Annotated in this window: 20 protein-coding genes; 9 read left to right on the forward strand and 11 right to left on the reverse strand. The window is 68.8% G+C overall.

All coding sequences use genetic code 11. From position 1 onward, the window contains the following. Positions 1-53 precede the first annotated feature (53 nt). Both AB0P21_RS02595 and AB0P21_RS02600 read left to right on the forward strand, forming a co-directional pair. Positions 54-392, forward strand: coding sequence for a DUF4288 domain-containing protein (locus AB0P21_RS02595; RefSeq protein ID WP_363693274.1), 339 nt, complete (start codon positions 54-56; stop codon positions 390-392). A 5-nt stretch (positions 393-397) separates the two neighbouring features. Next, positions 398-1,024 carry a class I SAM-dependent methyltransferase gene (locus AB0P21_RS02600; RefSeq protein WP_363693276.1) on the forward strand — a complete coding sequence of 209 codons (627 nt, stop codon included), beginning with the start codon at positions 398-400 and terminating at the stop codon, positions 1,022-1,024. Here AB0P21_RS02600 and AB0P21_RS02605 read toward each other — a convergent pair. Genes AB0P21_RS02605 through AB0P21_RS02615 form a run of 3 tightly spaced genes read right to left on the reverse strand, consistent with a single transcriptional unit; the run spans position 1,021 to position 2,292 of the window. Beyond that, positions 1,021-1,461 (reverse strand): Lrp/AsnC family transcriptional regulator, encoded by a 441-nt coding sequence (locus AB0P21_RS02605; protein ID WP_363693278.1) that lies wholly within the window; start codon positions 1,459-1,461, stop codon positions 1,021-1,023. The two genes, AB0P21_RS02600 and AB0P21_RS02605, sit on opposite strands and share 4 nt — an antisense overlap. A 58-nt stretch (positions 1,462-1,519) precedes the next feature. Further along, positions 1,520-1,930, reverse strand: coding sequence for an arsenate reductase ArsC (locus AB0P21_RS02610; RefSeq protein ID WP_363693280.1), 411 nt, complete (start codon positions 1,928-1,930; stop codon positions 1,520-1,522). Between the two features lie 5 nt (positions 1,931-1,935). Beyond that, positions 1,936-2,292 carry a metalloregulator ArsR/SmtB family transcription factor gene (locus AB0P21_RS02615; protein WP_363693282.1) on the reverse strand — a complete coding sequence of 119 codons (357 nt, stop codon included), beginning with the start codon at positions 2,290-2,292 and terminating at the stop codon, positions 1,936-1,938. 82 nt (positions 2,293-2,374) lie between these two features. Here AB0P21_RS02615 and AB0P21_RS02620 point away from each other — a divergent pair, with 82 nt between their 5' ends. After that, the gene (locus AB0P21_RS02620) at positions 2,375-3,625 is read left to right on the forward strand and encodes an FAD-dependent oxidoreductase (RefSeq protein ID WP_363693284.1); all 1,251 of its coding nucleotides are present in this window, start codon (positions 2,375-2,377) and stop codon (positions 3,623-3,625) included. On the opposite strand, the gene AB0P21_RS02625 is transcribed toward AB0P21_RS02620, so the two are convergent. Then, positions 3,626-4,936, reverse strand: a complete 1,311-nt coding sequence (locus tag AB0P21_RS02625) for a glycosyltransferase (protein ID WP_363693286.1) — start codon at positions 4,934-4,936, stop codon at positions 3,626-3,628. Then, positions 4,933-7,149, reverse strand: a complete 2,217-nt coding sequence (locus AB0P21_RS02630) for a glycoside hydrolase domain-containing protein (protein WP_363693288.1) — start codon at positions 7,147-7,149, stop codon at positions 4,933-4,935. The genes AB0P21_RS02625 and AB0P21_RS02630 overlap by 4 nt, the downstream gene beginning before the upstream one ends. Before the next feature lie 127 nt (positions 7,150-7,276). Between AB0P21_RS02630 and AB0P21_RS02635 the strand changes: the two genes are divergently transcribed. Together AB0P21_RS02635 and AB0P21_RS02640 are read left to right on the forward strand one after the other, a co-directional pair. Beyond that, positions 7,277-8,218, forward strand: a complete 942-nt coding sequence (locus AB0P21_RS02635; RefSeq protein ID WP_363693290.1) for a 5'-3' exonuclease H3TH domain-containing protein — start codon at positions 7,277-7,279, stop codon at positions 8,216-8,218. After that, the gene (locus tag AB0P21_RS02640) at positions 8,215-9,411 is read left to right on the forward strand and encodes a M20 family metallopeptidase (protein ID WP_363693292.1); all 1,197 of its coding nucleotides are present in this window, start codon (positions 8,215-8,217) and stop codon (positions 9,409-9,411) included. The genes AB0P21_RS02635 and AB0P21_RS02640 overlap by 4 nt, the downstream gene beginning before the upstream one ends. A 13-nt stretch (positions 9,412-9,424) precedes the next feature. On the opposite strand, the gene AB0P21_RS02645 is transcribed toward AB0P21_RS02640, so the two are convergent. Next, on the reverse strand, positions 9,425-10,075 hold the full coding sequence (locus tag AB0P21_RS02645) for a response regulator transcription factor (RefSeq protein WP_363693294.1): 651 nt from the start codon (positions 10,073-10,075) through the stop codon (positions 9,425-9,427). Then, positions 10,068-12,143, reverse strand: coding sequence for a sensor histidine kinase (locus AB0P21_RS02650; protein ID WP_363693296.1), 2,076 nt, complete (start codon positions 12,141-12,143; stop codon positions 10,068-10,070). Before AB0P21_RS02650 ends, AB0P21_RS02645 begins: the two co-directional genes overlap by 8 nt. Before the next feature lie 162 nt (positions 12,144-12,305). Here AB0P21_RS02650 and AB0P21_RS02655 point away from each other — a divergent pair, with 162 nt between their 5' ends. After that, positions 12,306-12,944, forward strand: coding sequence for a hypothetical protein (locus tag AB0P21_RS02655; RefSeq protein WP_363693298.1), 639 nt, complete (start codon positions 12,306-12,308; stop codon positions 12,942-12,944). Positions 12,945-12,995: 51 nt separating this feature from the next. Here the strand turns inward: AB0P21_RS02655 and AB0P21_RS02660 are convergent, their stop codons facing one another. From AB0P21_RS02660 to AB0P21_RS02675, 4 genes are all read right to left on the reverse strand, one after another. After that, entirely contained in the window at positions 12,996-14,945 is a 1,950-nt protein-coding gene (locus AB0P21_RS02660; RefSeq protein ID WP_363694407.1) for an ABC transporter ATP-binding protein, read from the reverse strand. 122 nt (positions 14,946-15,067) lie between these two features. Continuing rightward, on the reverse strand, positions 15,068-16,801 hold the full coding sequence (locus AB0P21_RS02665; protein WP_363693300.1) for an ABC transporter ATP-binding protein: 1,734 nt from the start codon (positions 16,799-16,801) through the stop codon (positions 15,068-15,070). Then, positions 16,801-17,406 carry a helix-turn-helix domain-containing protein gene (locus tag AB0P21_RS02670; protein WP_363693302.1) on the reverse strand — a complete coding sequence of 202 codons (606 nt, stop codon included), beginning with the start codon at positions 17,404-17,406 and terminating at the stop codon, positions 16,801-16,803. Before AB0P21_RS02670 ends, AB0P21_RS02665 begins: the two co-directional genes overlap by 1 nt. 42 nt (positions 17,407-17,448) lie before the next feature. Further along, positions 17,449-18,204, reverse strand: coding sequence for a TetR/AcrR family transcriptional regulator C-terminal domain-containing protein (locus AB0P21_RS02675; protein ID WP_363693304.1), 756 nt, complete (start codon positions 18,202-18,204; stop codon positions 17,449-17,451). Positions 18,205-18,386: 182 nt separating this feature from the next. On the opposite strand from AB0P21_RS02675, the gene AB0P21_RS02680 reads away from it, so the two are divergent. From AB0P21_RS02680 to AB0P21_RS02690, 3 genes are read left to right on the forward strand one after another with little or no spacing between them, the layout of a single operon-like run. Then, positions 18,387-20,270, forward strand: a complete 1,884-nt coding sequence (locus AB0P21_RS02680) for an ABC transporter ATP-binding protein (RefSeq protein ID WP_363694408.1) — start codon at positions 18,387-18,389, stop codon at positions 20,268-20,270. A gap of 25 nt (positions 20,271-20,295) precedes the next feature. Next, entirely contained in the window at positions 20,296-23,175 is a 2,880-nt protein-coding gene (locus tag AB0P21_RS02685; RefSeq protein WP_363693306.1) for a DEAD/DEAH box helicase, read from the forward strand. After that, positions 23,172-24,383, forward strand: coding sequence for a hypothetical protein (locus AB0P21_RS02690; RefSeq protein ID WP_363693308.1), 1,212 nt, complete (start codon positions 23,172-23,174; stop codon positions 24,381-24,383). The genes AB0P21_RS02685 and AB0P21_RS02690 overlap by 4 nt, the downstream gene beginning before the upstream one ends. Positions 24,384-24,406: the final 23 nt, after the last annotated feature.

The raw sequence follows: 24,406 nt of genomic DNA on the forward strand, positions 1-24,406 counted from the left end.
TTTCCCGCTAGTCTCGTCGGACAGGGGATGACGGGGCTAGCGGGGGTGGCGTGATGGGCTGGTACAGCGTCAGGTGCGTGTTTCAGCTGGACGGCGGGCGCGACGACCGTTCGCCGTACGAGGAGCGGATCACGCTGTGGCGAGCCGACGACTTCGACACCGCGATCGAGCTGGCCGAGAACGAGGCGCTCGACTACATCGAGGACATGGGCTGGACCTATCTGGGGCTGGCGCAGTGTTTCTACCTCGGTGACGACGTCGCGCAGATCCTTCAGGGGACCGAGGTCTACTCGTTGATCCGGAGCAGTGCGCTGCCGCCGGACGAGTACCTCGACACGTTCTTCGACACCGGCACGGAGCACCAGCAGCGCGGTAGCAGCGAGGTTGAATAGGCCGGGTGACCGACCACCTTGCCGCCACCAGGGCGTCGTACGACGCTGCCGCCGCGAACTATGCGGAGTTCGTCGAGGGGAAGCTCGAAGGCCTGCCGATGATGCGCGCCATGCTCGGGTGCTTCGCCGAGTTGGTGGACGGGCCGGTTGCCGAGGTCGGCTGCGGTCCGGGCAATGTGACCAGCTACCTGACGTCGCTCGGAGTGCAGATCCGCGGGATCGACCTGGCGCCGCGGATGGTGGAGATCGCGCGGGCGGCGTACCCGGAGCTGGTGTTCGAGGTCGGCTCGATGACCTCGCTTGCTCTGGCTGACGCGTCGCTGGCCGGGGTGATCGCCTGGTATTCGATCCATCACTTGCCGCCGGCTGAGCTGCCTGGGGTCCTTGCCGGGTTTCACCGGGTCCTGTCCCCCGGCGGTCGGCTGCTCATCGGGACGCACGCGGGTGAGGTCGAACATCGGCAGTTGAGCGAGGCGTACGGCGTACCGGTCAGCTATGAGTCGTTCATCCAGCCGCCGGAGCTGATCGTCGCGGCGATCCGGTCGGCCGGTTTCACGATCACCGCTGAACTGGTTGAGCCCGGCAACAAGCCCGGCCGGTGCCACCTGACGGTGTTCGCGCAGAAGGACTAGAGCGCGGGAGGGCGGCGCTCGTACGGCGTACTGAGCACTATCGTCGTCGTCGTGGAGACGTTGGCCCGGGCGCGGATGACGGCCAGCAACTGCTCCAGCGCGTACGGCGTCGCGACCCGGACGATCAGGATGTAGCTGGAGTCACCGGCCACCGAGTAGCAGGACTCGATCTCCGGCACGTCCCTGAGCCGCTCCGGCGAGTCGTCCGGCTGCGACGGGTCGATCGGCCGGATCGAGATGAACGCGGTCAGCGGCAGGTCGAGCGCGGTGTGGTCGATCGTTGCCGCATACCCCAAGATGACCCCGCGCTGCTCCAGCCGCTTGACCCGCTGGTGCACCGCCGACGTCGACAACCCGGTCGCCTTCCCCAGGTCGGTGAAGCTCATCCGTCCATCGGACGCGAGCAACTCCACGATCTTGTGATCCAGGTCCTCCATGCGCAGACCCTACTCTGAGAGCGCGTTCTTCCCGTACCGCGTCCAGTTCCGCCCCCGATCAATGACCCGCCACGAACTCGTCCACCAACTCCCAGACCCGCACCTCGATCTCGTCCCGGATCACCCGCACCGCCTCGATCCCCCGCCCGGCCGGATCATCGAGCGCCCAGTCGAGATACCTCTTGCCCGGGAAATACGGACACTCGTCGCCACACCCCATGGTGATCACCAGATCGGACGCCCGCACCGCCTCGTCGGTCAGCGGCTTCGGGAACTCCTTCGAGATGTCCAGCCCGATCTCCGCCATCGCCTCGACCACGGCGGGGTTCAGTTGGGAGGCCGGCTGCGATCCAGCCGATCGCACGACCACCCGCCCAGCGGCGTGATGGTCGAGCAGCGCAGCAGCCATCTGCGAACGGCCGGCGTTGTGAACGCAGACGAACAACACCTCAGGCGTGGTCCCGGACATGCCGGTCACGCGATGGCGGTCTCGGGGACCGACAGCAGTGCCGAGACCCATTTCATCCGCTCAGGCAGCGGCCAGTAGTAGACCCACGTGCCCCGTCGCTCGCAATCGACCAGCCCGGCCTGTCGCAGTACCCGCAGGTGGTGGGAGATCGTCGGACCGGACACCTCGAACTGCCCGGTGAGATCGCAGACGCAGATCTCGCCGCCGGCCGACGCGATCATCGACATCAGCCGCAGCCGGATCGGGTCCGACAAGGCCTTGAACACCGCGGCCCCGTCGACGGCCTGGGCCTCGTCCAGCGCCGAGACGGAGATCGGCGCGCAGCAGCCGCTCGACTGGTCGGAGGCCTGCTGTTTCGACATGCGTCTATCTTGACTCTTGTCTAATCAAGATGCAAGGTGGGCCTGGTTGATTAGATGATCTTCGAGACAGTGAGGACCGATCGTGAACGTAGTCGTGGTCATCGGAGCAGGCCCGGTGGGACTGGCCGCCGCCGCACACCTGGCCGAACGGAACGTGGACTTCCTGGTCCTCGAATCAGGGCCGGGCGTCGCTGCGGCGATCGAGGAATGGCGGCACGTGAGGCTGTTCAGCCCTTGGCGCTACGACCTCGACAGCGCTGCCCGGCGCCTGCTCGAGCAGGCGGGCTGGGCCGAGCCCGATCTCGGGAAGCTCCCGACCGGCGGCGACCTGATCGACTCCTACCTCGAGCCATTGGCCAAGACTCCGCAGCTCAACGACCGGATCCGCTACAACGCGACCGTCGTCGCGGTCACCCGCATCGGCTTCGACCGGGTCCGTACTGCGGGCCGCGAGCAGGCACCGTTCCTGATCCGGCTGGCCGACGACACCGAGATCCTCGCCTCCGCGGTGATCGACGCCGCCGGCACCTGGCGCCGGCCGAACGTACTGGGCGCATCCGGCATCCCTGCGCGCGGCGAAGCAGCGATCGCCGACGGCATCGCCCATGCCCTGCCCGACGTGCTCGGCCGCGATCGTGAGCGGTACGCCGGACGCCGTACGGCGGTCGTCGGCGCCGGTCACTCCGCTGCCACCACGCTGCTGGATCTCGGCGCGCTCGCCGAGGAAGTCCCTGGTACCGAGATCGTCTGGGTGGTTCGCGGTACCGACCAGGCCCGTACCTACGGTGGCGGCGACGCTGACGAGTTGCCTGCTCGCGGCGCTCTGGGCAGCCGCCTGCAGAGACTGGTCCGATCGGGCCAGGTCGAACTCGCCAGCAGCTTCCGCATCGAAGCCGTCGCCCGCACCAGCGACGGCAGGATCGAGCTGACCGCTGGAGAGCAGCGTGTGCTGGCCGACACCGTCGTGAACTCGACCGGGTTCCGGCCGGACCACGCCATGGTCGCCGAGCTACGCCTCGACCTGGACTCGATCATGGGATCCACCCGAGCTCTCGCGCCACTGATCGACCCGAACCAGCACTCCTGCGGCACCGTTCCCCCGCACGGCGTCGACGAGCTGGCTCACCCCGAGCCGGGCTACTACGCGGTCGGCGCGAAGTCCTACGGCCGCGCGCCGACCTTCCTGCTGGCCACCGGCTACGAGCAGGCCCGCTCGGTTGTCGCCGCACTCGCCGGCGACTGGGAGGCCGCCCGCGACGTACAACTCGACCTGCCCGAGACCGGTGTCTGCTCGTCGAACCTGGCTACCGTCCAGTCGAGCTGCTGCAACTGATCAAGCAACATGAGCAGCGGGCGGCTCAGCCAGCGCGAACAGGCGATCGAACACCTGCGCCCGATCGAACTGCAACGCATGCGCCCGCGCCCGCCGCTCAGCGGCCGCCCGCTGCTCATAGGTCCAGTCACAGACAACCTCATCAAGCACAGTCCGCAGCGTGGCCGGGTCGCGCGGCGGCACCAACATCGCCGTGTCGCCCACCGCCTCGGGGACTCCCCCAGTGGCGCAGGTGATGATCGGCCCGCCTCCGGCCAGAGCCTTCTCGACCAGCGCGATCCCGAACGTCTCGACGAACTCCGGCTGTTCGCGGGTCGGCAGCACGAACGCCGCGCTGCCGGCCATCAGCGCCGGCTTCTCCGCGTCATCCACATCGGTCAGCACAAGCACCCGATCGCTCAGGCCCGCTGCCGCCACCCGCGCCAGCACCTCGGCTTCCTGCGGCCCACGCCCCGCCAACACCAACTGCACGCGCTCGGCCGACCGCGATCCGGAGTACGCATCGATCAGATCGTCGATCCCCTTCGCCGACGCGATCCGGGACAGGAACAGCACGTACCCGTCCCGCGACAGGCCGCGCCGCGCGAGAGTCTCGGCGATCCTGTCGTCAGTGAGCGACAGATAGGACCAGGAGTCGACCGCCGGGTAGGAGATGGCGATCCGCTCCCGGCACCGCTGCGCGAACGTCGTACCGTGCATGGCGTCGAGGGTTGCCGCCGAGGCGACGATCAGTTCCCGCGTGTACTCCGACACCGCCACGCAGTGATCGGCCTCCAGGTAAACCGACAAGATGTGCGCGGCCGCCCCGAAGCGCCCGGTGTTCACGCAGTCGCGGACCACGTTGGTGATGTCGGAGCCCACTGCCTCGGCGACCGTGATGACCTGCGCGGGTCCGATCCTGCGCGCGACCTGGACGGCTTCCTGTACGGCGATCGCATGCGGGCTCAGGTACAGCGACATCGCCACGGTCGGCACCCCGTCGCTGAACAGCTCGACCAGCCGCCCGATCAGCCCGGCCAGATAACGCCCGTCCGGAACCCGGTAGTCGCCGACGGGATCGGGACGCTCCACCGTGATGCCCGGGCTGTACGGCGTCACGCCGTCGAGTGGCTTCATCGGCAACCCGGCCGCCTCGAGCGCGTCGAGCGGCCAGGTCACGATCCGTACGTCGTCGAACCCGCGGGTGAGCGCTACCTCCGCGAGGCACCGCGCCTCGCCGGAGTGTCCGCAGATCACTGGGTCGGCGCGGACGACGATGACCAGGCGGCGGTTGGGTGTGGACGGTACGAGTGTGTCGTCGGCGATGTTCATGCCTCACCTCCAGTGGCGGGTAGCGGGTCGGACGTGGATGGTGGCCTGATCCGGGTGCCCCAGCCGGACGGCTGGGGGCCGAGTTCGATGTGCAGGTTGCGGATGTGCCGCAGTTCGCGGCCGGAGATCCAGGGGCGTTCGAGGGTCTTGCCGTCGACCGCGATGGACTGGACGTAGGAGATCGGCCCACCTGCCTCGACCGGCTCGAACCCTGTGGTGGTGATCGACAGGTCGCCGTCCGGCAGCCGGGTGTTGGACTCCGCCACGGCCGGTGCGCTGACCAGGAACAGGTTCTGCCCGGCTACCGGGAACAGCCCGAGCGTCGCCCAGACGTACCACGCGGACAGCCCGCCGGAGTCGTCGTTACCTGGCAGCCCACCCCGGCCGGTACCGAACTGGTTGGCGACGACCGCATGCACCACTTCGGCGGTCCGGTCCGGCCGTCCCGCGTAGTGGTAGGCCCAGGGCGCCTCGTAGTCCGGTTCGTTGTTCAGCCCCTCGAACCGGCACAGGTCGTACCCGGCCTCCATCTCGGCCACGCTCGGCCGCACTCCCGGTTGGATCACCGGCGCTGCGTCGTACCCGAAGAACTGGTCGAGCAGCCCCACGAACGCGTCGTCGCCGCCGGCAACCGCGATCCGGGCGCGCATGTCATGCAGTAGCCGGAAGGAGTAGTTCCACCGGCCGCCCTCGTAGAACGCCGAGTCGCGCAGCAGCCCGGTACCGGGGTCGTACGCCGCCCGCCAGCCTTGGGCGTGCTCCCGCATCTGCTTGGCCAGCGGCCGGTCGCGCACCTTGTCGGCGATCGCCGCGGTGCAGTAGTAGGCGTACGCCAGGTCGAGGGTGTGACTGATCGGGTGTGCGACACCGTGCACCAGGTAGTCCTCGCCGTACGTTCGGCGCAGGTCCATCTCCAGGTGCACCATCGCCCAGTCCCAGTCGATCCCCGGCAGATCCAGCTGGCACAGGTCGGACAAGAAGGTGTGCGCGAGCGCGCTGCCTTGCCGGGAGAACCGGTCGGCGCCCTTGGCCATCCGGTAGCCGATCGGCAGGTTGCCCTCCTGCTCGCAGATCGACAGCAACGCGCCGGCCAACGCGACCGAGCGTTGCGGGAACAGTGTGGTCATCAGCGGCAACTGAGTGCGGTAGATGTCCCACATCGTGCAGATGTCGAACGCGTACGGCCCCTCGGTCGTCCACGGACTCTCGTCCGGGGCGAAGCACGGCTTGACCAGCGAGTGGTAGAGCGCAGTACCGAAAACCGTTGCCTGGTCCTTGGACTCGGTCTTGATCTCCACCTTGCCGAGATGGTCGTGCCAGCTAGCCACCGTCCGGTCGCGCCGCCCGCCGAAGCTGGCCTGGCTGCGGCCGACGTCCGTCCGCAGGTTGTTCCGGGCCGTCTCACACCCGCGCAGTGAGAACCCCAGCCGCACCTCGACGGTCTGCTCGGCCCGCGACGGCCCCATGAAGATCAGCCCGAACGGCCGCAACGTCGTGGGCCGGATGTAGTCGAAGTCGAGCCGGGTACCGCCGGGCATCAGCCGCCGGTCGTACCAGAGGTGCTGCCGCCAGCCCGGAGCGTCGATCTCCAGGTGCACGGCCAGCGGCACCCCCTCGACGTGGATCTCCCCCTGCGCGACCCCTGGTCCCAGCATCTCCAGGTGCGCCTTCAACGGCACCGTCTGGCTGTGCGGGATGGCCAGACCGCCGGTCGAGGCGTCGATGACGATCCGGGCGGCTTCGTTCGCCGGGAAGGTGTAGCGGTGCACGGCCGACTTGGGTCCGACCGTCACCTCGCAGCGAATCCCCGAGCCCAGCGTCGCCGCGTAGTACCCAGGCTCGGCTACCTCGTCCAGCAGGTCCCAGGTGGTCCCCAGGTCATCGAGCGGCCCGAGCATCGGCGTCACCCGGAAGTAGTTGTAGTACTTGCGGATCGCGCCGGTGCCGGACTGCTGGAAGTGGGTGAACCCGGAGGCGACCGGCCGGTCGTACAGCAGGTCGGGCACGCCCTCGGTGTTGAAGTCGTACAGCCCGTACCCGGTCGGGTAGGCCCCGGAGTACGGACAGGCCGACACCATCCCGAAGGGGTGCATGGCACCCGGGTGGGTGTTCCCGGTCTGCGGCTTGGGCCACCACCAGGTCCCCGCCAGCCCTTTCGGCGTGGGCAGGTCGGTCGCGCCGGTCCCGATGAACGGGTCAACGTGCTCGTACATGGGGCTCACCGCCTTACGCGGCCGATGTGGGCTCTCAAGGTAGAAAGCACATGTTTCCGCTGGGTTGACCGAAGGAGACGGGGAGGTTACGAGGGAAGTGGGGTCTGTGGTGTGAAACCATCCCTCCATGGCTCAGAAGTTGATGTTGCTCGACACCGCGTCTCTGTATTTCCGCGCCTTCTTCGGCGTGCCCGACACGATGAAGGCGGCCGACGGTACGCCGACCAACGCGATCCGCGGGCTGCTCGACTTCATCGCGCGCCTGGTCGACAACCACCACCCGACCCACCTGGTCGCCTGCTGGGACGACAACTGGCGCCCGTCCTGGCGGGTCGCGCTGATCCCGTCGTACAAGGCACAGCGGGTCGAGTTCGTCGCCACCGGCGGTGAGCAGGTCGAGGACGTGCCCGACCGGCTCGAGCTGCAGGTGCCGTACATCCGCGCCTGCCTCGAGGCACTCGGCATCCCGATCGTCGGCGCGGCCGACCACGAGGCCGACGACGTGATCGGCACCCTGTCGCACCAGTCGACGATGCCGGTCGACATCGTCACCGGGGACCGCGACCTGTTCCAGCTGATCGACGACTCGCGCGGCATCCGGATCGTCTACACCGCCGCCAAGGGGGTCGGCCGGGCCGACGTCTACGACGAGAAGGCGCTGCTGGCGAAGTACGAGATCCCCGCCAACCGGTACGCCGACTACGCCACCCTGCGCGGCGACGCCTCGGACGGCCTGCCCGGGGTCAAGGGGATCGGCGAGAAGACCGCCTCCGCCCTCGTCACGACGTACGGCGATCTGGCCGCGATCCGGGCCGCCGCGGCCGACCCGAGCACACCGATGTCGCCGTCGGTGAAGCGCAAGATCCTGGACTCGAGCGACTACCTGGACGTCGCGCCGAAGGTGGTCGCGGTCGCCAAGGACGCGCCGGTCGGCACGGTCGACGCGACCATGCCGACGCAGGTGCACGACCCGGAGAAGTGGCTGGACCTGGTCGAGCTGCTCGAGCTCGGCAGCAGCGCGCAGCGTGTGATGTCGGCCCTCAATCTTGGTCCGAAAGAATCCGCATGAGCAGCACGCTCGACCTCGGCGCGCAGTACGGCCAGAGCATCATCGACCTGCGCCGCGCCCTGCACCAGGTCCCGGAGTACGACCTCGACCTGCCGAAGACCCAGGGCCTGATCCTGCAGGCACTCGAGGGTCTCGACCTGGAGATCACCCTCGGCCAGGAGCTCTCCTCGGTCACCGCCGTACTCCGCGGTGGCGCCGGCCCCGGTCCTGTCGTGCTGCTGCGCGGCGACATGGACGCGCTGCCGGTCACCGAGCGGGTCGACGTGCCGTTCAAGTCGACCCATCCCGGCCTGATGCATGCCTGCGGCCACGATCTCCATGTCGCCGGTCTGGTCGGAGCGGTGAAGATCTTGCACGAGCTGCGCGAACAGCTGGCCGGCGACGTGGTCTTCATGTTCCAGCCGGGCGAGGAGACCACCGGCGGCGCGCCGATCATGATCCGCGAGGGCGTGCTGGAAGCGGCCGGGCGACGTGTCGATTCGGCGTACTGTCTGCACGTCCAGTCGGCCGGCGACCCGATCGGTCTGTGGAGCAGCAAGGCCGGGCCGCTGATGGCAGCGGCAGACCAGCTGAGCGTTCGTGTGGTCGGCGCCGGCGCCCACGGCTCCGAGCCGTACCGCGGGCTGGACCCGATCCCCGTCCTGTGCGAGATCGTCGGCGCGCTGCAGACGATGGTGACGCGGCAGTTCGACGTGTTCGACCCGGTGGTGCTGACGGTCGGCAAGATCGCCGGTGGCACCAAGGAGAACATCATCCCCGACGACGCCTTCTTCGACGCGACCATCCGCAGCTTCTCGGTCGAGGCCCAGGCCAAGGTCCAGAAGGCCAGCGTCCAGTTGGTCGAAGGCATCGCCGCCGCCCACGGCCTGACCGCCGAGGCGGACTACCGGGTCGGCTACCCGGTCACCGTCAACGACGAGCAGGAGTACGTCTTCGCCCGCCAGGCGATCGTCGACCTCTTCGGCCCCGAGGCCTTCCGCGAACGCCCGACCGCCGAATGCGGCGCCGAAGACATGTCCTTCGTCCTCAACGAGGTCCCCGGCGCTTATGTCAACCTCAGCGCCTGCTCCGCCTTCGAACCCGAACTGGCCGCCGACAACCACTCCCCACTGGCCGACTTCGACGACTCGGTCCTCCCCAACGCCGCCGCCCTCCTCGCCGAACTGGCTGTACGCCGCCTGGCCCGCGGCTGAGGCGGCGGCCGGGTCACCGGCCGAGACCCGCGTCGCGAGCGCGAATGATCGCCTCGGCCCGGTCCACCACATGCAGCTTCGCGAAGATGTTCGACACGTTGTTACGCACCGTCTTCGGTGACAGGAACAACTCCGAGGCGATCTGAGGATTCGACCGCCCGGCCGCGACCAGCGCGAGCACCTGACGCTCCCGGTCGGTCAACTGCGGGAAGGCAGCGGACCCGGTCGCGACCGGAGCGGCGGCGAAGAACTCGGCCACCCGCAGCGCCAGCGCAGGCCCGAAGATCGCCTCACCCCGCGCCACCGCGGTGATCGCCCGCAGGATCTCCGTCTGGTTGGCACCCTTCAGTAAATAGCCTCGAGCACCCGCCCGCATCGCGGCGAACAGGGTCCGGTCCTCCTCGGCCATCGTCAGGATGACCACCCCGATATGCGGGCTGTCGGTGGTGATCCGCCGGGTCGCCTCGATCCCGTCCAGCTCAGGCATCTGCACGTCCATCACCACCACGTCGGGCTGCAGATCACCAGCCCGGGCAACGGCTTCGAGCCCATCACCGGCCGTCCCGACCACCTCCACCCCGTCGAGCGAGCCAAGCAGCGCGGCCAGACCGTCCCGATAGACAGGGTGATCGTCGACGAGCATCACCCGCACGACCTCAGACACCAGCCACCTCCGGTACGGCGTACAGCGGCAGCCGAACCCGTACGACGGTCCCGCCTTCCGCCGGACAGGTCACGCTGCTCTCTCCTCCGAGTTCCGCCGCCCGCTCCCGAAGCGACAGCATGCCCACGCCGGCCACCACCTCCTCGGCGATGCCGATCCCATCGTCTTGCACGGTCAGCTGCAAGGCCGACCCATCGACCAGTCGCAGGTCGAGGTCGCACCGCGAGGCCGATGCATGCCTGGCCACATTGGTCAGCGCCTCCGAAGCAATCCGGTACGCCGCAACCTCGACCCCGGCGGGCAGCACCCCCAGCGACGACGCCTTCACGTGAACCTGCAGACCACCCAGCCGGAACCGCTCAGCCTGTTGCTCGATCGCCCGGACCAGGCCGAGCTCATCCAGCGCCGGTGGCCGCAGGTCATGCGCCAGCCGGCGGACGTCGGCCAGAGCTGCGGTGACCTCGGTTGTGGCCTGCGCGAGCATCTCGTCGGCGCGCTCGGGTGCGGACATGGCAAGGTTGCGCGCAGTCTCGATCCGCAGCGCCACCGCCCCGAGGCCGGGACCGAGGCTGTCATGCAGATCCCGGCGGATCCGGCGCCGCTCCTCCTCGCGTGCAGCCACCAACCGGCTCCGGCCGCGCTGCAGTTCGGTGCTCAGCTCACTCGCCCGGGCAGCCGCTGCCGCTTGCCGAACCAGATCGCCCAGCAAACGCTGATCCCGTTCGGACAAGGCCGTCCCGTCCCCCGGACACAACACGAGCCGCCCAACGGACTCACTCCGGTACCGGACGGGCAGAGCGATCGTCGGACCGGTCTCGGACCCGTGCTCGATGACCGCCCGGCCGCCGGATGAGCGGTCGATCTCAACCCGCACGTAGGGCAGCCGAAACGCCTCAGCCAGTGTCCGGGCGACCGCCCGCAACTGCTCGTCCGGATCCGCCGCCGACTCGAGCCGCTCGGCCAGCGTGGAGACCGTCGCATACGGATCCTCGCGTGAGCCGCGAACCAGCCGCCGTACCGCACGCGAGAGCCGGCTCCGCAGCGGCGCGTAGATCACCGCCACCACGGCAATCGCGGCCAGGGCAGCATCACGTTCCCCCAGCATGCCGCCGGCCAGCGCGAAGACGGCCAGGTCCACCGCCACCACGAGAATCGCGAGCAACCCGTAGAGAAACGTTGCTGACAGCAACCGGTCGATCGCGTACAACCGGTGCTTGGTGACCGCGCCGACGATCGCGGCAGAGGTCAGCGCGATCGCCGTACCGAACAGGATCGCGGGCACGGCCGGCGGGTCCTCCAGGGGTACGAACAGCAGGAACATGTCCACGAGCGCGGCCCACATCAGCCAGCGGATCTGCGCGCGCCGCTCCCGGGATGCAGCCCGGTAACGATGCACCGTGACGGCGAACGGGACCACCAGGCTCACGATCACCGCCGCATAGGAGATCCGGAGCAACGGTTCCCAGACCTGGTACGAGAGCGGAATGCTGAAGGGATCGACCGCCAGCCGCGTGATCTCCGGCGGCAGGACGGCACCGTGGTACCGGATCATCACCGCCATCGGCACCACGACCAGCAGCACCGGCAGCAACGCGGTCAGCGCGAGGCTGACGACGGAGAGCGAACGCCACAGGCGCGCGGTGACCAGCCGCCCGTCCGGAAACAGCAGGATGAGCAACGGCAGGCCGAGCAACAGCACGGCGCCGAACCGCGAGTAGAACCAGTACGCCGCTGCCGCGCCGGGCAGTCCCGGCGAGGTGTAGATCGCGTACGCCGCCCAGCTGGACGCGAAACCGTCCACGATCCACAGCAGGCCCGACAGCGTCAGCACCCAGGCGATCGGATGACGCGGCAACCGATGCAGCAGGAGAGCACCGGGCAGCATCTGAGCGAGCCCCGACAGTACTGCGGCCCAGCCCGAGTCCAGCTCGGCCGCGGCCGGCACACCACCTCGGTTCCGCACATCGAGAACCACCGTCAGAACCGACAGCACCACCGCAACACCCGCGATCGCAGGGGCCGGCCATCCCCTGCGGGCGGGCAGACGCAACTCCCCCACATCAGCCACCGTTGCATTGTCACCCAGGCCGTGTCCCGTCGTCTCGGGTCTGTTGTCCCGCGATCTTCGGGACAACGCACGGGGCCGGCGCCCCTGCCGCCCGGGTTCCCGGCGGCCGCAGAGTCCTCGTCAGGGGGTACGACGTGTGCTCCAGGGGAGGAAGGAACCGTCATGACGGAAACACCGGCGCGGGCCAGGACCGACGCCACCGAGTTCGGGTCCGGCGCCAGGTCGGCGCTGGACCCCGCCAGGATCAGGCGGCTCGGGCTCGGCCTGACAGCCGGCACGCTGACCTGGGCGGTGTGCATCTTCGCGTTCGACACGGTCAACGAGGGCTCGAAGGAACGGATCAATGACCTGACCGGGCTCGCGTTCCAGCTCGGGCTGTTCTGTCTGCTGACCGTCCAGTACCGGACCCGCGCGACCGGCCTGACCCGGCCGGCGGTCGCGATGCTCAAGGTCGAGGCGGTGATCCTGGGGCTGGCCACGCTCTGGTCGCTGCTGCACGGGGTGCTGCCGGAGGACCTGCAGAATGCCGGCTGGCTCGCGGTACTGGACATCTGCTGGCCGCTGTCGATGGTCGGCATGATGGTGATCGGGATCAAGCTGGCGATCACCGGACGCTGGCGTGGCCTGCTGCGCTGGTGGCCGCTGGTGGCGGAGAGCTGGGTCTTCGTGACGATGCCCGCCGTGATCGTCTTCGGCGACTCCGCGGCGCGGTGGGTGGGCGGCGGCCACCTGCTGATCGGCTACGCGACCCTCGGCGTACTGCTCGCGCGCCGCCCGGACCTGGTCATCAGCAAGCACTAGCCGCGATACGAAAGGAGGACCTCGCCGGTTCGCGAGGTCCCCCTTCATCGCTCAGATCTCTTCGTCGTCCTCGCCCCAGCGCGACGGCCCAGCCGGCGCCGGCGGGACTGTTGCCGGTACTGCCGCCAGTTCCTCGTCGTGGACGACCGCGCCGCTGAACTGCGCGTTGTACAGCCGCGCATAGGCGCCGTTCACCGCCAGCAACTGCTGGTGGGTGCCCTGCTCGACGATCGAGCCGTTCTCCATCACCAGGATCAGATCCGCGTCGCGGATCGTCGACAGCCGGTGCGCGATCACGAAGCTGGTCCGGTCCGAGCGCAGGGCGGCCATCGCCCGCTGCACCAGTACTTCGGTGCGGGTGTCGACCGAGCTGGTGGCCTCGTCGAGGATCAGCAGCTGCGGGTCGGACAGGAAGGCCCGGGCGATCGTCAGCAGCTGCTTCTCGCCGGCGCTGACGTTGCTGCCTTCCTCGTCGATCACCGTGTCGTAGCCGTCCGGCAGGCTGTGCACGAAGCGGTCCACGTACGTCGCCTTGGCGGCGGCGAGCATGTCTTCCTCGGTCGCCGACAGGTTGCCGTACAGGATGTTGTCCCGGATCGTCCCGCCGAACAGCCAGGTGTCCTGCAGCACCATCCCGATCCGCCGGCGCAGGTCGTGCCGGGTCAGCTCGGTGATGTCCACGCCGTCCAGCGTGATCCGGCCGCCATTCAGCTCGTAGAACCTCATGATCAGGTTCACCAGCGTGGTCTTGCCGGCCCCGGTCGGGCCGACGATCGCTACCGTCTGGCCCGGTTCGGCGACCAGGCTCAGGTCGGTGATCAGCGGCTTGTCCTCGGTGTACGAGAACGACACGTGCTCGAACTCGACCCGGCCGCGCGACTCCGAGAGCTTGGCCGGGGTCGCGTCCTCGGGCAGCTGCTCGGTGGCGTCCAGTACTTCGAACACCCGCTCGGCCGAGGCCACCCCGGACTGCAGCAGGTTCGCCATCGAGGCGACCTGGGTCAGCGGCTGGGTGAACTGCCGCGAGTACTGGATGAAGGCCTGCACGTCACCCAGCGACATCGAGCCCGACGCCACCCGCAGGCCACCGAGCACCGCGATCACCACGTAGTTCAGGTTCCCGATGAACATCATCGACGGCATGATCAGCCCGGAGATGAACTGTGCCCCGAAGGAGGCCTCGTAGAGCTCCTGGTTCTTCTTCGCGAAGCTCGCCTCGATCTCCTTCTGCCGGCCGAACACCTTGACCAGCTCGTGGCCGGTGAAGGCCTCCTCGATCTGGCCGTTCAGCGCGCCGGTGTGCCGCCACTGGGCGACGAACCGGGTCTGCGACCGCTTGGCGATCGCCGCCGTCAGGATCATCGAGATCGGGATCGTGACGAGTGCGATCAGCGCCAGCAGCGGCGAGATCACGAACATCAGCGTGATCACGCCGATCACCGTCAGCAACGAGGTGAGCAACTGGCTCAGGGTCTGCTGCAGGCTGGTCGAGATGTTGTCGATGTCGTTGGTGACCCGGCTCAGCAGCTCGCCGCGGGGGGCGCCGTCGAAGTAGCTCAGCGGCAACTTGTTGAGCTTGTCCTCCACCTCGGAGCGCAGCTCGAAGACGGTCCGCTGGACCACGCCGTTCAGGATGTAGCCCTGCATCCAGGACAGCAGGAACGACCCGGCGTACAGGGCCAGCACCAGCAGCAACACGTTGCGCAGGGCATCGAAGTCGATGCCGACGCCGGGGATCAGGTCGATCCCGCCGAGCAGGTCGGCCTTCCGGTTCTCGCCGGCCGCCCGGAGCTGGTCGATCAGCTGCTGCTTGCTCAGGTCCTTCGGCAGACCCTTGCCGATCGCGCCGGCGAAGATGATGTCGGTCGCCCGGCCGAGGATCTTCGGGCCGAGCACCGACAGCCCGACGCTGGCGATCGCCAGCAGGATCACGCCGAAGACCTGCACCCGGTGCGGCCGCAGCCGCCGGAGCAGCCGCTTGGCGGACGGGCCGAAGTCCATCGACTTGTCCCCCGGGATGCCCCCGGGCGGGCCGAACGCGCGCTGACCGGTCGGCCGCTCGGTCGACTTGATCGTCTCGGCCGGCTGGTCCTCGCCGGCCGGTTCTGCCAGCTTCTGATCCGTCATGCTGCTTCCTCCGCCGACCGCTGAGACTCCACGATCTCGACGTACGTCGGACAGGTTTCGAGGAGTTCGTCGTGACTGCCCTTGCCGACGATCGCGCCGTCCTCGACCACGATGATCTGGTCGGCGTCGATGATCGTGGAGACCCGCTGGGCGACGATCACCACCGCCGCGTCGGCCGTGACCGGCGCGAGCGCGGCCCGCAGCCGGGCGTCGGTGGTCAGGTCGAGCGCCGAGAACGAGTCGTCGAACAGGTAGATCTCCGGTTTGCGGACCAGCGCCCGGGCGATCGCCAGCCGTTGCCGCTGACCACCCGACACGTTGGTGCCGCCCTGCGAGATCGGCGCCTCCAGGCCGAGCGCCATCCCCTCGACGAAGTCCTTGCCCTGGGCAATCTCAAGCGCCTGCCAGAGATCCTCGTCGGTGGCCTCGGGGTTGCCGTAGCGCAGGTTGCTCGCCACCGTGCCGGAGAACAGGTACGGGCGCTGCGGAACCAGACCGATCCGCTCCCACAGCGAGTCCGGCTCGATGTCGCGGACGTCGATACCGTCCACGAGCACCCGGCCGCCGGTTGCGTCGAACAGGCGTGGCACCAGCGACAACAGCGTGGTCTTGCCGGCGCCGGTGCTGCCGATGACGGCGGTCGTCCGGCCCCGCGTCGCGGTGAAGCTGACGTCACGCAGTACGGGCTCGGCGGCGCCGGGGTACTGGAAGCTCGCGTTCTCGAAGACCAGTTCGCCGGTACCGGTGAACTCCCTGATCGGGGTGGCCGGCGGGCGGACCGACGACTCGGTGTTCAGCACCTCGCTGATCCGGTCGGCGCAGACCGCGGCGCGCGGCACCATGATCATCACGAAGGTCGCCATCATCACCGAGAACAGGATCTGGATCAGGTAGCTGATGAAGGCGGTCAGCTGGCCGACCATCATCGCGCCGCTCTCCACCCGGGAGGCGCCGAACCACAGCACCGCGACGGTGGACAGGTTGAGGATCAGCATCACCACCGGGAAGACCAGCGCCATCAGCCGGCCGGCCGAGATCGCGGTGTTGGTGACGTTGGTGTTCGCCTCGCCGAACCGCTCGGTCTCGTGCGGCTCGCGGACGAAGGCGCGGACCACCCGGATCCCGGTGATCTGCTCGCGCAGCACCCGGTTGACCGCGTCGATATTGACCTGCATCCTGCGGAACTGCGGCACCATCCGGCTGGCGATCAGCCCGATCGATGCCCCCAGCAACGGTACGGCGACGGCCACCAGCCAGGACAGGCCGGCGTCCTCGCGGACCGCCATGAAGATGCCGCCGACCATCGTGATCGGGGCCGAGACCAGCATCGTGCAGGTGGTCACCACCAGCATCTGCACCTGGGTGACGTCGTTGGTACTGCGGGAGATCAGCGTCGGCGCGCCGAACTGGTTCACCTCGCGGGCGGAGAACTCGCCCACCCGGTGGAACACCGCGGCCCGCACGTCCCGGCCGAACAGGGCAGCGGTCTTCGCGCCGAAGTACACCGCTGCCACGGTGCAGACGATCTGGACCAGGCTGATGCCCAGCATCCAGCCGCCGTTCTCGACGATGTAGCCGGTGTCGCCGGTGGCGACGCCGTTGTCGATGATCTTGCCGTTCAGGCTGGGCAGGTAGAGAGAGGCGATCGTCCCGATCAGTTGCAGGACCACCACCATGGACAGGTTGCCGGCGTACGGACGAAGGTGCGTCCGCAGCAGTCGAAGTAACATCAGCGATCCCCGGGTTCGTGGAGTCGGACACCGTCGAGCGCGAAGTCGACGATGGCCTCGGCGGTCATGGTCCGACCGTCCGAAATCATTGGGTGGGTGGCGGCGAAGGTGATCAGCCGGAGCAACTGGCAGACCTCCTCCGGTGGGTAGCGCAGTTGGCCGGCGTCGGCCCGGAAGACCTCGGCGAAGGCCTCGTCGGCCCGCTCGCCGTCGAGCTTGCGGCGCGCCTCCTCGTCGGGATCGGACTTCCAGTCCGCCGGCGGGCGGGCCATCCGCATCGCGACGAACAGTTTGAAGACCCCGCGCAGCCGGGTCTGGGCCACGTCGACGGCCTCGGTCATCCGCTCCCGCAGCGGCAGCGACCGGTCGATCCGGCCGAGCGCCTCGATCAGCGGATCGACCTCGAAGGCGGTCTTGAACGCGGCGTCGATCAGCGCGTCCTTGCTGCCGAAGGCACGGAAGATGGTGCCCTCGGCGACCCCGGCCGCCTCGGCGATCTGCCGGGTGCTCACCGCCGCGCCGAACTCCTCCAGCAGGGGCAGCGTCGCCCGCACCAGTGCGGCGCGCCGCTCATCGGGGGGCAAGGGAGTTGCTCGTGGGCTCACCCGATCGAGACTAACTGAGTGAGTACTCACTCACAACTGTATTTACCGACCGTGCAGGAGTGTCGCGATCCCGTCCAGGACCCGGGCCAGGCCGAACTCGAAACCGTGGTCCGAGTCGTACGGCGCATCGAACTCGTGACCGACAGTAGTCCCGACCCGGCTCGCCAACGGGTATTTCTTCGTGTCGCCGATCTTGTCCAGCAGCGGCTCGTGCGCCAGCCACCACTCCTTGTCGCTGATTCCCGACGTTCGGATCACCTGCGCCGCCTCCACCGCACTCCGGACGGCGCCGTGCACGTACCCGTTGACCAGCGCGACCGCCGCATCCATCTCGACATCGCTCAAACCGATCCCGTTCACCGCATGCAGTTCGTGCTCGTACTTCGCCATCACTCCCGGCCCGAGCGGCGGCCGGCTCACCGCGACTTGCAGCAGCCACGGGTGCTTCAGGTACATCTCGCGAATCTCCCGAGCCACCGCGTCCAGCTTCGCTCGCCAATCACCGGGCACCTCGCGCAGCGGCAGTTCGCCGTACGCGGTGTCGAGCATGACGTCGATCAGCTCGCCCTTGCCGGGCACATAGCGATAGAGCGTCATCGCGCCGACGCCCAACTCGTCCGCGACCCGGCGGATCGACATCGCCGCGAGCCCCTCGGCGTCGGCGATCCTGAGCGCGGCGGCAACGACCTTGTCCACGGTGAGTGCCGGCTTCGGCCCCCGGGTCGGCTTGGCCTGCAGGCCCCAAAGCAGTTCGAGGCTCTTCGCGGGGTCGCCGCTACCGCTGTACTCCTGACTCATGTGCATCTTTCTACTCGATTGGCTACACTCTCGCAGTTACCTCGTACAGCGTACTCAGTTAGGACGGGAAGCTTGACCTCTAGCAATGTTGAGGTTCTACGGTCGGAAACTGTCGGTGGTCAGGAGGATCATCGTCTACCTCTCCTCCCCCGAAGTTCCGGAGTCTCGCCGTGAGTATGGAAATGACCGCGTGGAACTCGATGTACCACGCCATGCACGCCCAGGACGACAAGCGCCCGTTCTCGAAGGCCACCCTGCTGCGGATCCTCGCGTTCGCGCGACCACACCGCCGGCAGCTGATCGCCTTCCTGCTGCTGAGCGTCGGCGCCGCCGTGCTCGCCGTCGCCACCCCGGTGCTGGCCGGCCGGGTGGTCGACGCGATCGTGAACGGCCAACAGGTCAGCGTCGTGTTCTGGCTGGCCGGAGTGATCGCCGCGATCGCGGTCGCCGAGGCGGGGCTCGGCCTGGTCACCCGCTGGCTGTCCGCCGGGATCGGTGAGGGGCTGATCCTCGACCTGCGGACCGCGGTGTTCGACCACATCCAGAAGATGCCGATCGCCTTCTTCACCCGGACCAGGACCGGCGCGCTGGTCTCCCGGCTGAACAACGACGTGATCGGCGCCCAGCGCGCCTTCAGCGACACGCTGTCCGGCGTGGTGAGCAATCTGGTGATGCTGGCGCTGACCCTGGTCGTGATGCTCAAGGTGTCCTGGCAGATCACTCTGCTGGCGCTGGTGATCCTGCCGGTCTTCGTGATCCCGGCCCGCCGGTTCGGCCGGCGGCTGGCCTCGCTCGAGCGGGAGGCCGCCAACTACAACGCGACCATGAGCACCCAGATGACCGAGCGCTTCTCGGCGCCGGGCGCGACCCTGGTCAAGCTGTTCGGCCGGCCTGCCCGCGAGTCGCACGAGTTCGCAGTACGGGCGTCCCGGGTGCGCGACATCGGCGTCCGGACCGCGATGGTGCAGTGGATCTTCGTCACCTCGCTCACGCTCGTCTCGGCGCTCGCGCTCGCGGTCGTCTACGGGCTGGGCGGCTTCTACGCGCTGCGCGACCAACTCGACGCGGGCGCCGTGGTGTCGATGGCGCTGCTGCTGACCCGGCTCTACTCCCCCTTGACCGCGCTGGCGAGCGCGCGGCTCGAGGTGATGACGGCGCTGGTCAGCTTCGAGCGGGTCTTCGAGGTGCTCGACCTCGAGCCGCTGATCAAGGACAAGCCGGACGCGGGCAAGGTCCCGGCCGGGCCGGTGTCGGTGGAGTTCTCGAAGGTGAAGTTCGCTTATCCGTCGGCGGACAAGGTGTCGCTGGCCTCGCTGGAAGAGGTGGCCAAGCTCGACACCCGCGGCGGGGTCGAGGTGCTGCACGAGATCTCGTTCAAGGCCGAGCCGGGGCAGATGGTCGCGCTGGTCGGATCGTCCGGGGCCGGCAAGTCGACGATCGCGCAACTGATCCCCCGCCTGTACGACGTGGACTCGGGCTCGGTGAAGCTCGCCGGCGTCGACGTGCGGGACGTGACGGCGGAGTCGCTGCGGGAGACGCTCGGGATGGTCACGCAGGACGGGCATCTCTTCCACGACACGCTTCGCGAGAACCTGTTGCTGGCCCGGCCGGAGGCGACTGAAGACGACTTGTGGGAAGCGCTGACGCGAGCGCGGCTTCTCGAGCTGGTCCAGGCATTGCCTGACAAGTTGGAGACTGTGGTCGGCGAGCGGGGCTACCGGTTCTCCGGTGGTGAGCGGCAACGCCTGACGATCGCGCGACTGCTGCTTGCCCAACCCCGGGTGGTGATCCTGGACGAGGCGACGGCGGCGCTCGACTCGACCTCGGAGGCCGCAGTACAGGCTGCGTTGGCCGAGGCGCTGAACGGGCGGACGGCGGTGGTGATCGCGCACCGGCTCTCCACCATCCGGGCGGCCGACCAGATTCTGGTGATCGAGGACGGCCGGATCATCGAGCAGGGCACCCACACCGAGTTGCTGGCGGCCAGTGGGCGGTACGAGGAGCTTCACCGGACGCAGTTCGAGCAGGCGGGCGTGACCGACGAGGTCACGATCGGCGCTGTCTGATTCACAGCTGAGAGGGAGTGCGGGTTTGGCAGGGTACGTACACACGGGGGCGCTGGCCGAGCTGGCAGCGGTGTTCATTCCGGCGGATCCACCGCGGGACAGCAAGGTCGCCTTCTGGGATCCAGCAGGAGGCGACCTGCCGCTCGGTATCGGCGAGCAGGCGACCCATGACCTGGTCGTGAAGGACGGTGGCGTGCTCGCCACTCGGCCGATCCGGGTCATCGAGCTGCCGATCGACCGTGCGGTTCCCGTGCTGGGCCGCGTGCGCACCACTCCCGGTGCTCACCCTGCCGGAGCGTTCTGGGGCGCGGCTGCCCTGATCGCTCTCCAGTTGGTAGCGCGCGGGCGGCTGCTTCCGGGGGTGACTCCGGCCGGGCACGATGCTTGGCGAGCAGGACCGCTCGACGCTCCCGATGTCGAGCGCATCCTCAAACTCGCCGAGGCCATCCCCTTCGAAGCCCGCTCGCTGCCTCTCCCCAGCCACACCTCCGCATCGACAACACCGGCCTCCCCTGCGTCTGACCACGCATCGGTAACACCGACCTCCTCCCCTGCGTCTGACCACGCAAGTGGCGACCTTCGACTGCCGGTCGGCGAGGATCTCGTCCGGCAGTTCCTCGATGCGGTGGCCGACGGCATGCCTCGCTCCCCTGGCGCGGTGAAGGCGCACGGCACCACGCTCTTCGCAGCCAAAGCGCCGCAGCAGGCATCCCGCCTCCGCGGCTGGGCCGACGAGGTATCAGCCGGCCTCGACACCGGCGTCCGCATCTCGCTCCGGATCGAGCTGCCGCAATCACTCGGCTTCCACGCCGTCGTGCAGCTCCACAGCCTCAAGGATCCAACGCTGGTACGAGATGCCGCCGACGTGTGGGCGGAGGACGTCACCGGCTTCGGCCCCCGCGCCCGGATCGACGCCACCCTCGCGATCCGGCGGGCAGCCCGAGTCTGGTCGCCCTTGACCCGCTTGCTCGACTCCGCAGTACCGGATCGGCTCGACCTGGCCGACGAGGAGGTCGCCGGGCTGCTGGCGACCGGCGCGCAGCGGTTGACCGCGGCCGGCGTCGACCTGCACTGGCCGCGCAGTATCGGCCGCGAGCTGACCGCCCGCGCCGCGATCACCTCCAAGGACGGCCCGCCGTCCGACATGCCGAAGTTCTTCGGTGGCGACAGCACCCTCGACTTCAGCTGGCAAGTTGCCATTGGCAAGGATCCGCTGACCGAGGCCGAGCTGGACCAGCTCGCCGAGGCGACCCGCCCGGTGGTCCGGCTGCGCGACCAGTGGATGCTGGTCGACCCCGAGCTGGCCCGCAAGGCCCGCGAGCGGATCCTCAAACCCGTCACCGCGATCGACGCGCTGAGCGCCGCCCTGACCGGCACCACCGAGGTCGACGGCCGGCAGATCACCGTCACCCCGACCCGCTGGCTGGAGGAGCTCCGCGCCAAGATCGCCGACCCGGAGCGGTCTCAGGACCAGATCGCGCCGCCCGCGGCCCTGCAAGCGACCCTGCGTGACTACCAACTGCGCGGCCTCCGCTGGCTGGTCCGGATGACAGACCTCGGCCTCGGCGGCTGTCTCGCCGACGACATGGGCCTCGGCAAAACGATCACGCTGATCTCGCTCCACCTCCATCGCCAACTCGCCGCCGAGACGACCGGCCCGACTCTCGTCGTCTGCCCGGCATCGCTGCTCGGCAACTGGGAGCGAGAGGTCGAGCGCTTCGCCCCCGGCACCCCGGTACTGCGCTTCCACGGCTCCGGCCGGTCGCTCGACGGCGCCGACAGCGGATTCGTGCTCACGACGTACGGGACACTGCGGCGCGACGCAGCCCGGCTGGCGCAGCATCGTTGGGCGCTCCTCGTCGCCGACGAGGCCCAGCACGTCAAGAACCCGACCTCCGGTACGGCGAAGGCGCTGCGCACCGTCCCCGCACTGGCCCGAGTCGCCCTCACCGGTACGCCTGTCGAGAACAACCTCTCCGAGCTGTGGGCCATCCTCGACTGGACCACCCCCGGGCTGCTCGGCCGACTGAGCACCTTCCGCAACCAGTGGGCGGCGCCGATCGAGGCCGACAAGGACGAGGCCGTCGCCGAGCGGCTCGCGAAGCTGGTCAAACCGTTCCTGCTCAGGCGCCGCAAGTCCGACCCCGGCATCGCGCCCGAGCTGCCGCCGAAGACCGAGACCGACCAGACCGTCTCGCTCACCCGCGAGCAGGTGGTGCTCTACGAGGCCACCGTGCGCGAACTGCTCGACGAGGTCGCGGCCAGCGACCAGATGGCGCGCCGCGGCCTGATCGTCAAACTGCTGACCGGCCTCAAACAGATCTGCAACCACCCGGTGCAGTATCTGAAGGAGGGCGACGAAGCCCGCCTCGGCGGTCGCTCCGGCAAGCTCGAACTCCTCGACGAACTGCTCGCGACGATCATCGCCGAGGACGGCGCGGTGCTCGTCTTCACCCAGTACGTCGCGATGGCGCGGTTGCTCGAGCGGCATCTCGCCGACCGCGGCATCCCCACTCAACTGCTGCACGGCGGCACGCCGGTGCGCAAGCGGGAGGAGATGGTCGACCGATTCCAGGCGGGCGAAGTACCGGTGTTCCTGCTGTCGCTCAAGGCGGCCGGCACCGGGCTCAACCTGACCCGAGCCGATCACGTCGTGCACTACGACCGCTGGTGGAACCCGGCCGTCGAGGACCAGGCCACCGACCGGGCGTACCGGATCGGCCAGACCCGGCCGGTGCAGGTGCACCGGTTGATTGCCGAAGGCACCATCGAGGACCGGATCGCGGCGATGCTGACGAGCAAACGCGCGCTCGCCGACGCAGTACTGACGGCTGGGGAGGCCGCGCTGACCGAGTTGACCGACACCGAACTGGCAGACCTGGTGGAACTGCGGGGTGCGCGATGAGTGGCGAGGAGGCGCGTGGATTCCCGGCTTTCCCGGCGCAGAGCGGACGCAGTACGCGGGGGAAGTCGTGGTGGGGACGCGCCTGGGTGCAGGCACTCGAGGACACCTCGCTCGACTCGAACCAGCTGAAGAAGGGCCGTCGTACGGCGAACTCGGGGCAGGTCGGCACGATCACCATCAGCCCAGGGCGGCTGGCGGCGACTGTCTATGCGCCCGACGACGTCTACGAGGCCGTGATCCAGATCGACCGGCTGGACGATGCCGAGTGGGGCCGGTTCCTCGATCAGGTCGCGGCCCGGGCCGGGCACATCGCGGCCTTGCTGGACGGCGAGATGCCGCACGACCTGGTCGACGCCGCTGCCGACGCGGGCGTCTCGTTGCTCCCTGGCATCGGCGACCTCGACCCGACCTGCACCTGCGACGGCTGGGAGCTCCCCTGCCAACACGCCGCCGGGCTCAGCTACCAGGCCGCCTGGCTCCTGGACGAGGACCCCTTCGTCCTGCTCCTGCTGCGCGGCCGGTCACGCGAGACGCTGCTCGAAGACCTCCAGCATCGCTCGTCAGCTGCCACCACTGCCGAGCCAGAGCCCGAAGGTGTTCCTGCTGCCATCGCGGCTGAGATGGCAGGCGAGCTTCCCGAGGTCCCGACGCTCCCGTCCAAGATCGCGATCGAGGATCTGGTCGTGAGTGGCACTCAACCTCTGGTTGAGCTTGAGCCGGCAACCTTGCCGCTGCTGGTCCTCGACGCCGCCCGACGAGCCCGAGCCCAACTCAACGCCCTGCTCTCCGGCGCCCCCGACCCCTGGCTCCTGGACGAGTGGCAAGACAGCGTCCGCCTGGCCACCGACTACCCGATACTCCGCGATCGCATCGACGCAGCATGGGGTCGCCCAGCAGCCCTCGCCCTCGGCGTGGAAGCCTGGTCGTACGGCGGCGCGCCCGGTCTCGACGTCCTCGAACACACCTGGACCCCCGACCCGGGCGATCTCGCCCGCGCCCGTACCGAGCTCCAAGCCGCGGCCGACGACGACCCGCAGATCACCGTCGACCACAACCGGCTGACCACGACCGGCGCGATCCACTCCCAGACCCGCCTGGACCGCGCCGGCCGCTGGCACCCTTACCGGCTGATCGACACCATCTGGCACCCGGCCGGCCCACCGGACCGCGATCCGACGGTCGCCCTTGCGGGACCCGACGGCTGGTAGCTCACCTCGACGGAGACGTGAAA

The sequence above is a fragment of the Kribbella sp. NPDC056861 genome, assembly GCF_040687575.1.
Classification (GTDB): domain Bacteria; phylum Actinomycetota; class Actinomycetes; order Propionibacteriales; family Kribbellaceae; genus Kribbella.

Bases quoted from the DNA above. Each gene is read 5' to 3' on its own strand.
- AB0P21_RS02595 (WP_363693274.1), top strand. From the start codon at position 54: ATGGGCTGGTACAGCGTCAGGTGCGTGTTTCAGCTGGACGGCGGGCGC.
- AB0P21_RS02605 (WP_363693278.1), bottom strand. From the start codon at position 1,461: ATGGAGGACCTGGATCACAAGATCGTGGAGTTGCTCGCGTCCGATGGA.
- AB0P21_RS02610 (WP_363693280.1), bottom strand. From the start codon at position 1,930: ATGTCCGGGACCACGCCTGAGGTGTTGTTCGTCTGCGTTCACAACGCC.
- AB0P21_RS02615 (WP_363693282.1), bottom strand. From the start codon at position 2,292: ATGTCGAAACAGCAGGCCTCCGACCAGTCGAGCGGCTGCTGCGCGCCG.
- AB0P21_RS02625 (WP_363693286.1), bottom strand. From the start codon at position 4,936: ATGAACATCGCCGACGACACACTCGTACCGTCCACACCCAACCGCCGC.
- AB0P21_RS02630 (WP_363693288.1), bottom strand. From the start codon at position 7,149: ATGTACGAGCACGTTGACCCGTTCATCGGGACCGGCGCGACCGACCTG.
- AB0P21_RS02635 (WP_363693290.1), top strand. From the start codon at position 7,277: ATGGCTCAGAAGTTGATGTTGCTCGACACCGCGTCTCTGTATTTCCGC.
- AB0P21_RS02640 (WP_363693292.1), top strand. From the start codon at position 8,215: ATGAGCAGCACGCTCGACCTCGGCGCGCAGTACGGCCAGAGCATCATC.
- AB0P21_RS02655 (WP_363693298.1), top strand. From the start codon at position 12,306: ATGACGGAAACACCGGCGCGGGCCAGGACCGACGCCACCGAGTTCGGG.
- AB0P21_RS02660 (WP_363694407.1), bottom strand. From the start codon at position 14,945: ATGGACTTCGGCCCGTCCGCCAAGCGGCTGCTCCGGCGGCTGCGGCCG.
- AB0P21_RS02665 (WP_363693300.1), bottom strand. From the start codon at position 16,801: ATGTTACTTCGACTGCTGCGGACGCACCTTCGTCCGTACGCCGGCAAC.
- AB0P21_RS02675 (WP_363693304.1), bottom strand. From the start codon at position 18,204: ATGAGTCAGGAGTACAGCGGTAGCGGCGACCCCGCGAAGAGCCTCGAA.
- AB0P21_RS02680 (WP_363694408.1), top strand. From the start codon at position 18,387: ATGACCGCGTGGAACTCGATGTACCACGCCATGCACGCCCAGGACGAC.
- AB0P21_RS02690 (WP_363693308.1), top strand. From the start codon at position 23,172: ATGAGTGGCGAGGAGGCGCGTGGATTCCCGGCTTTCCCGGCGCAGAGC.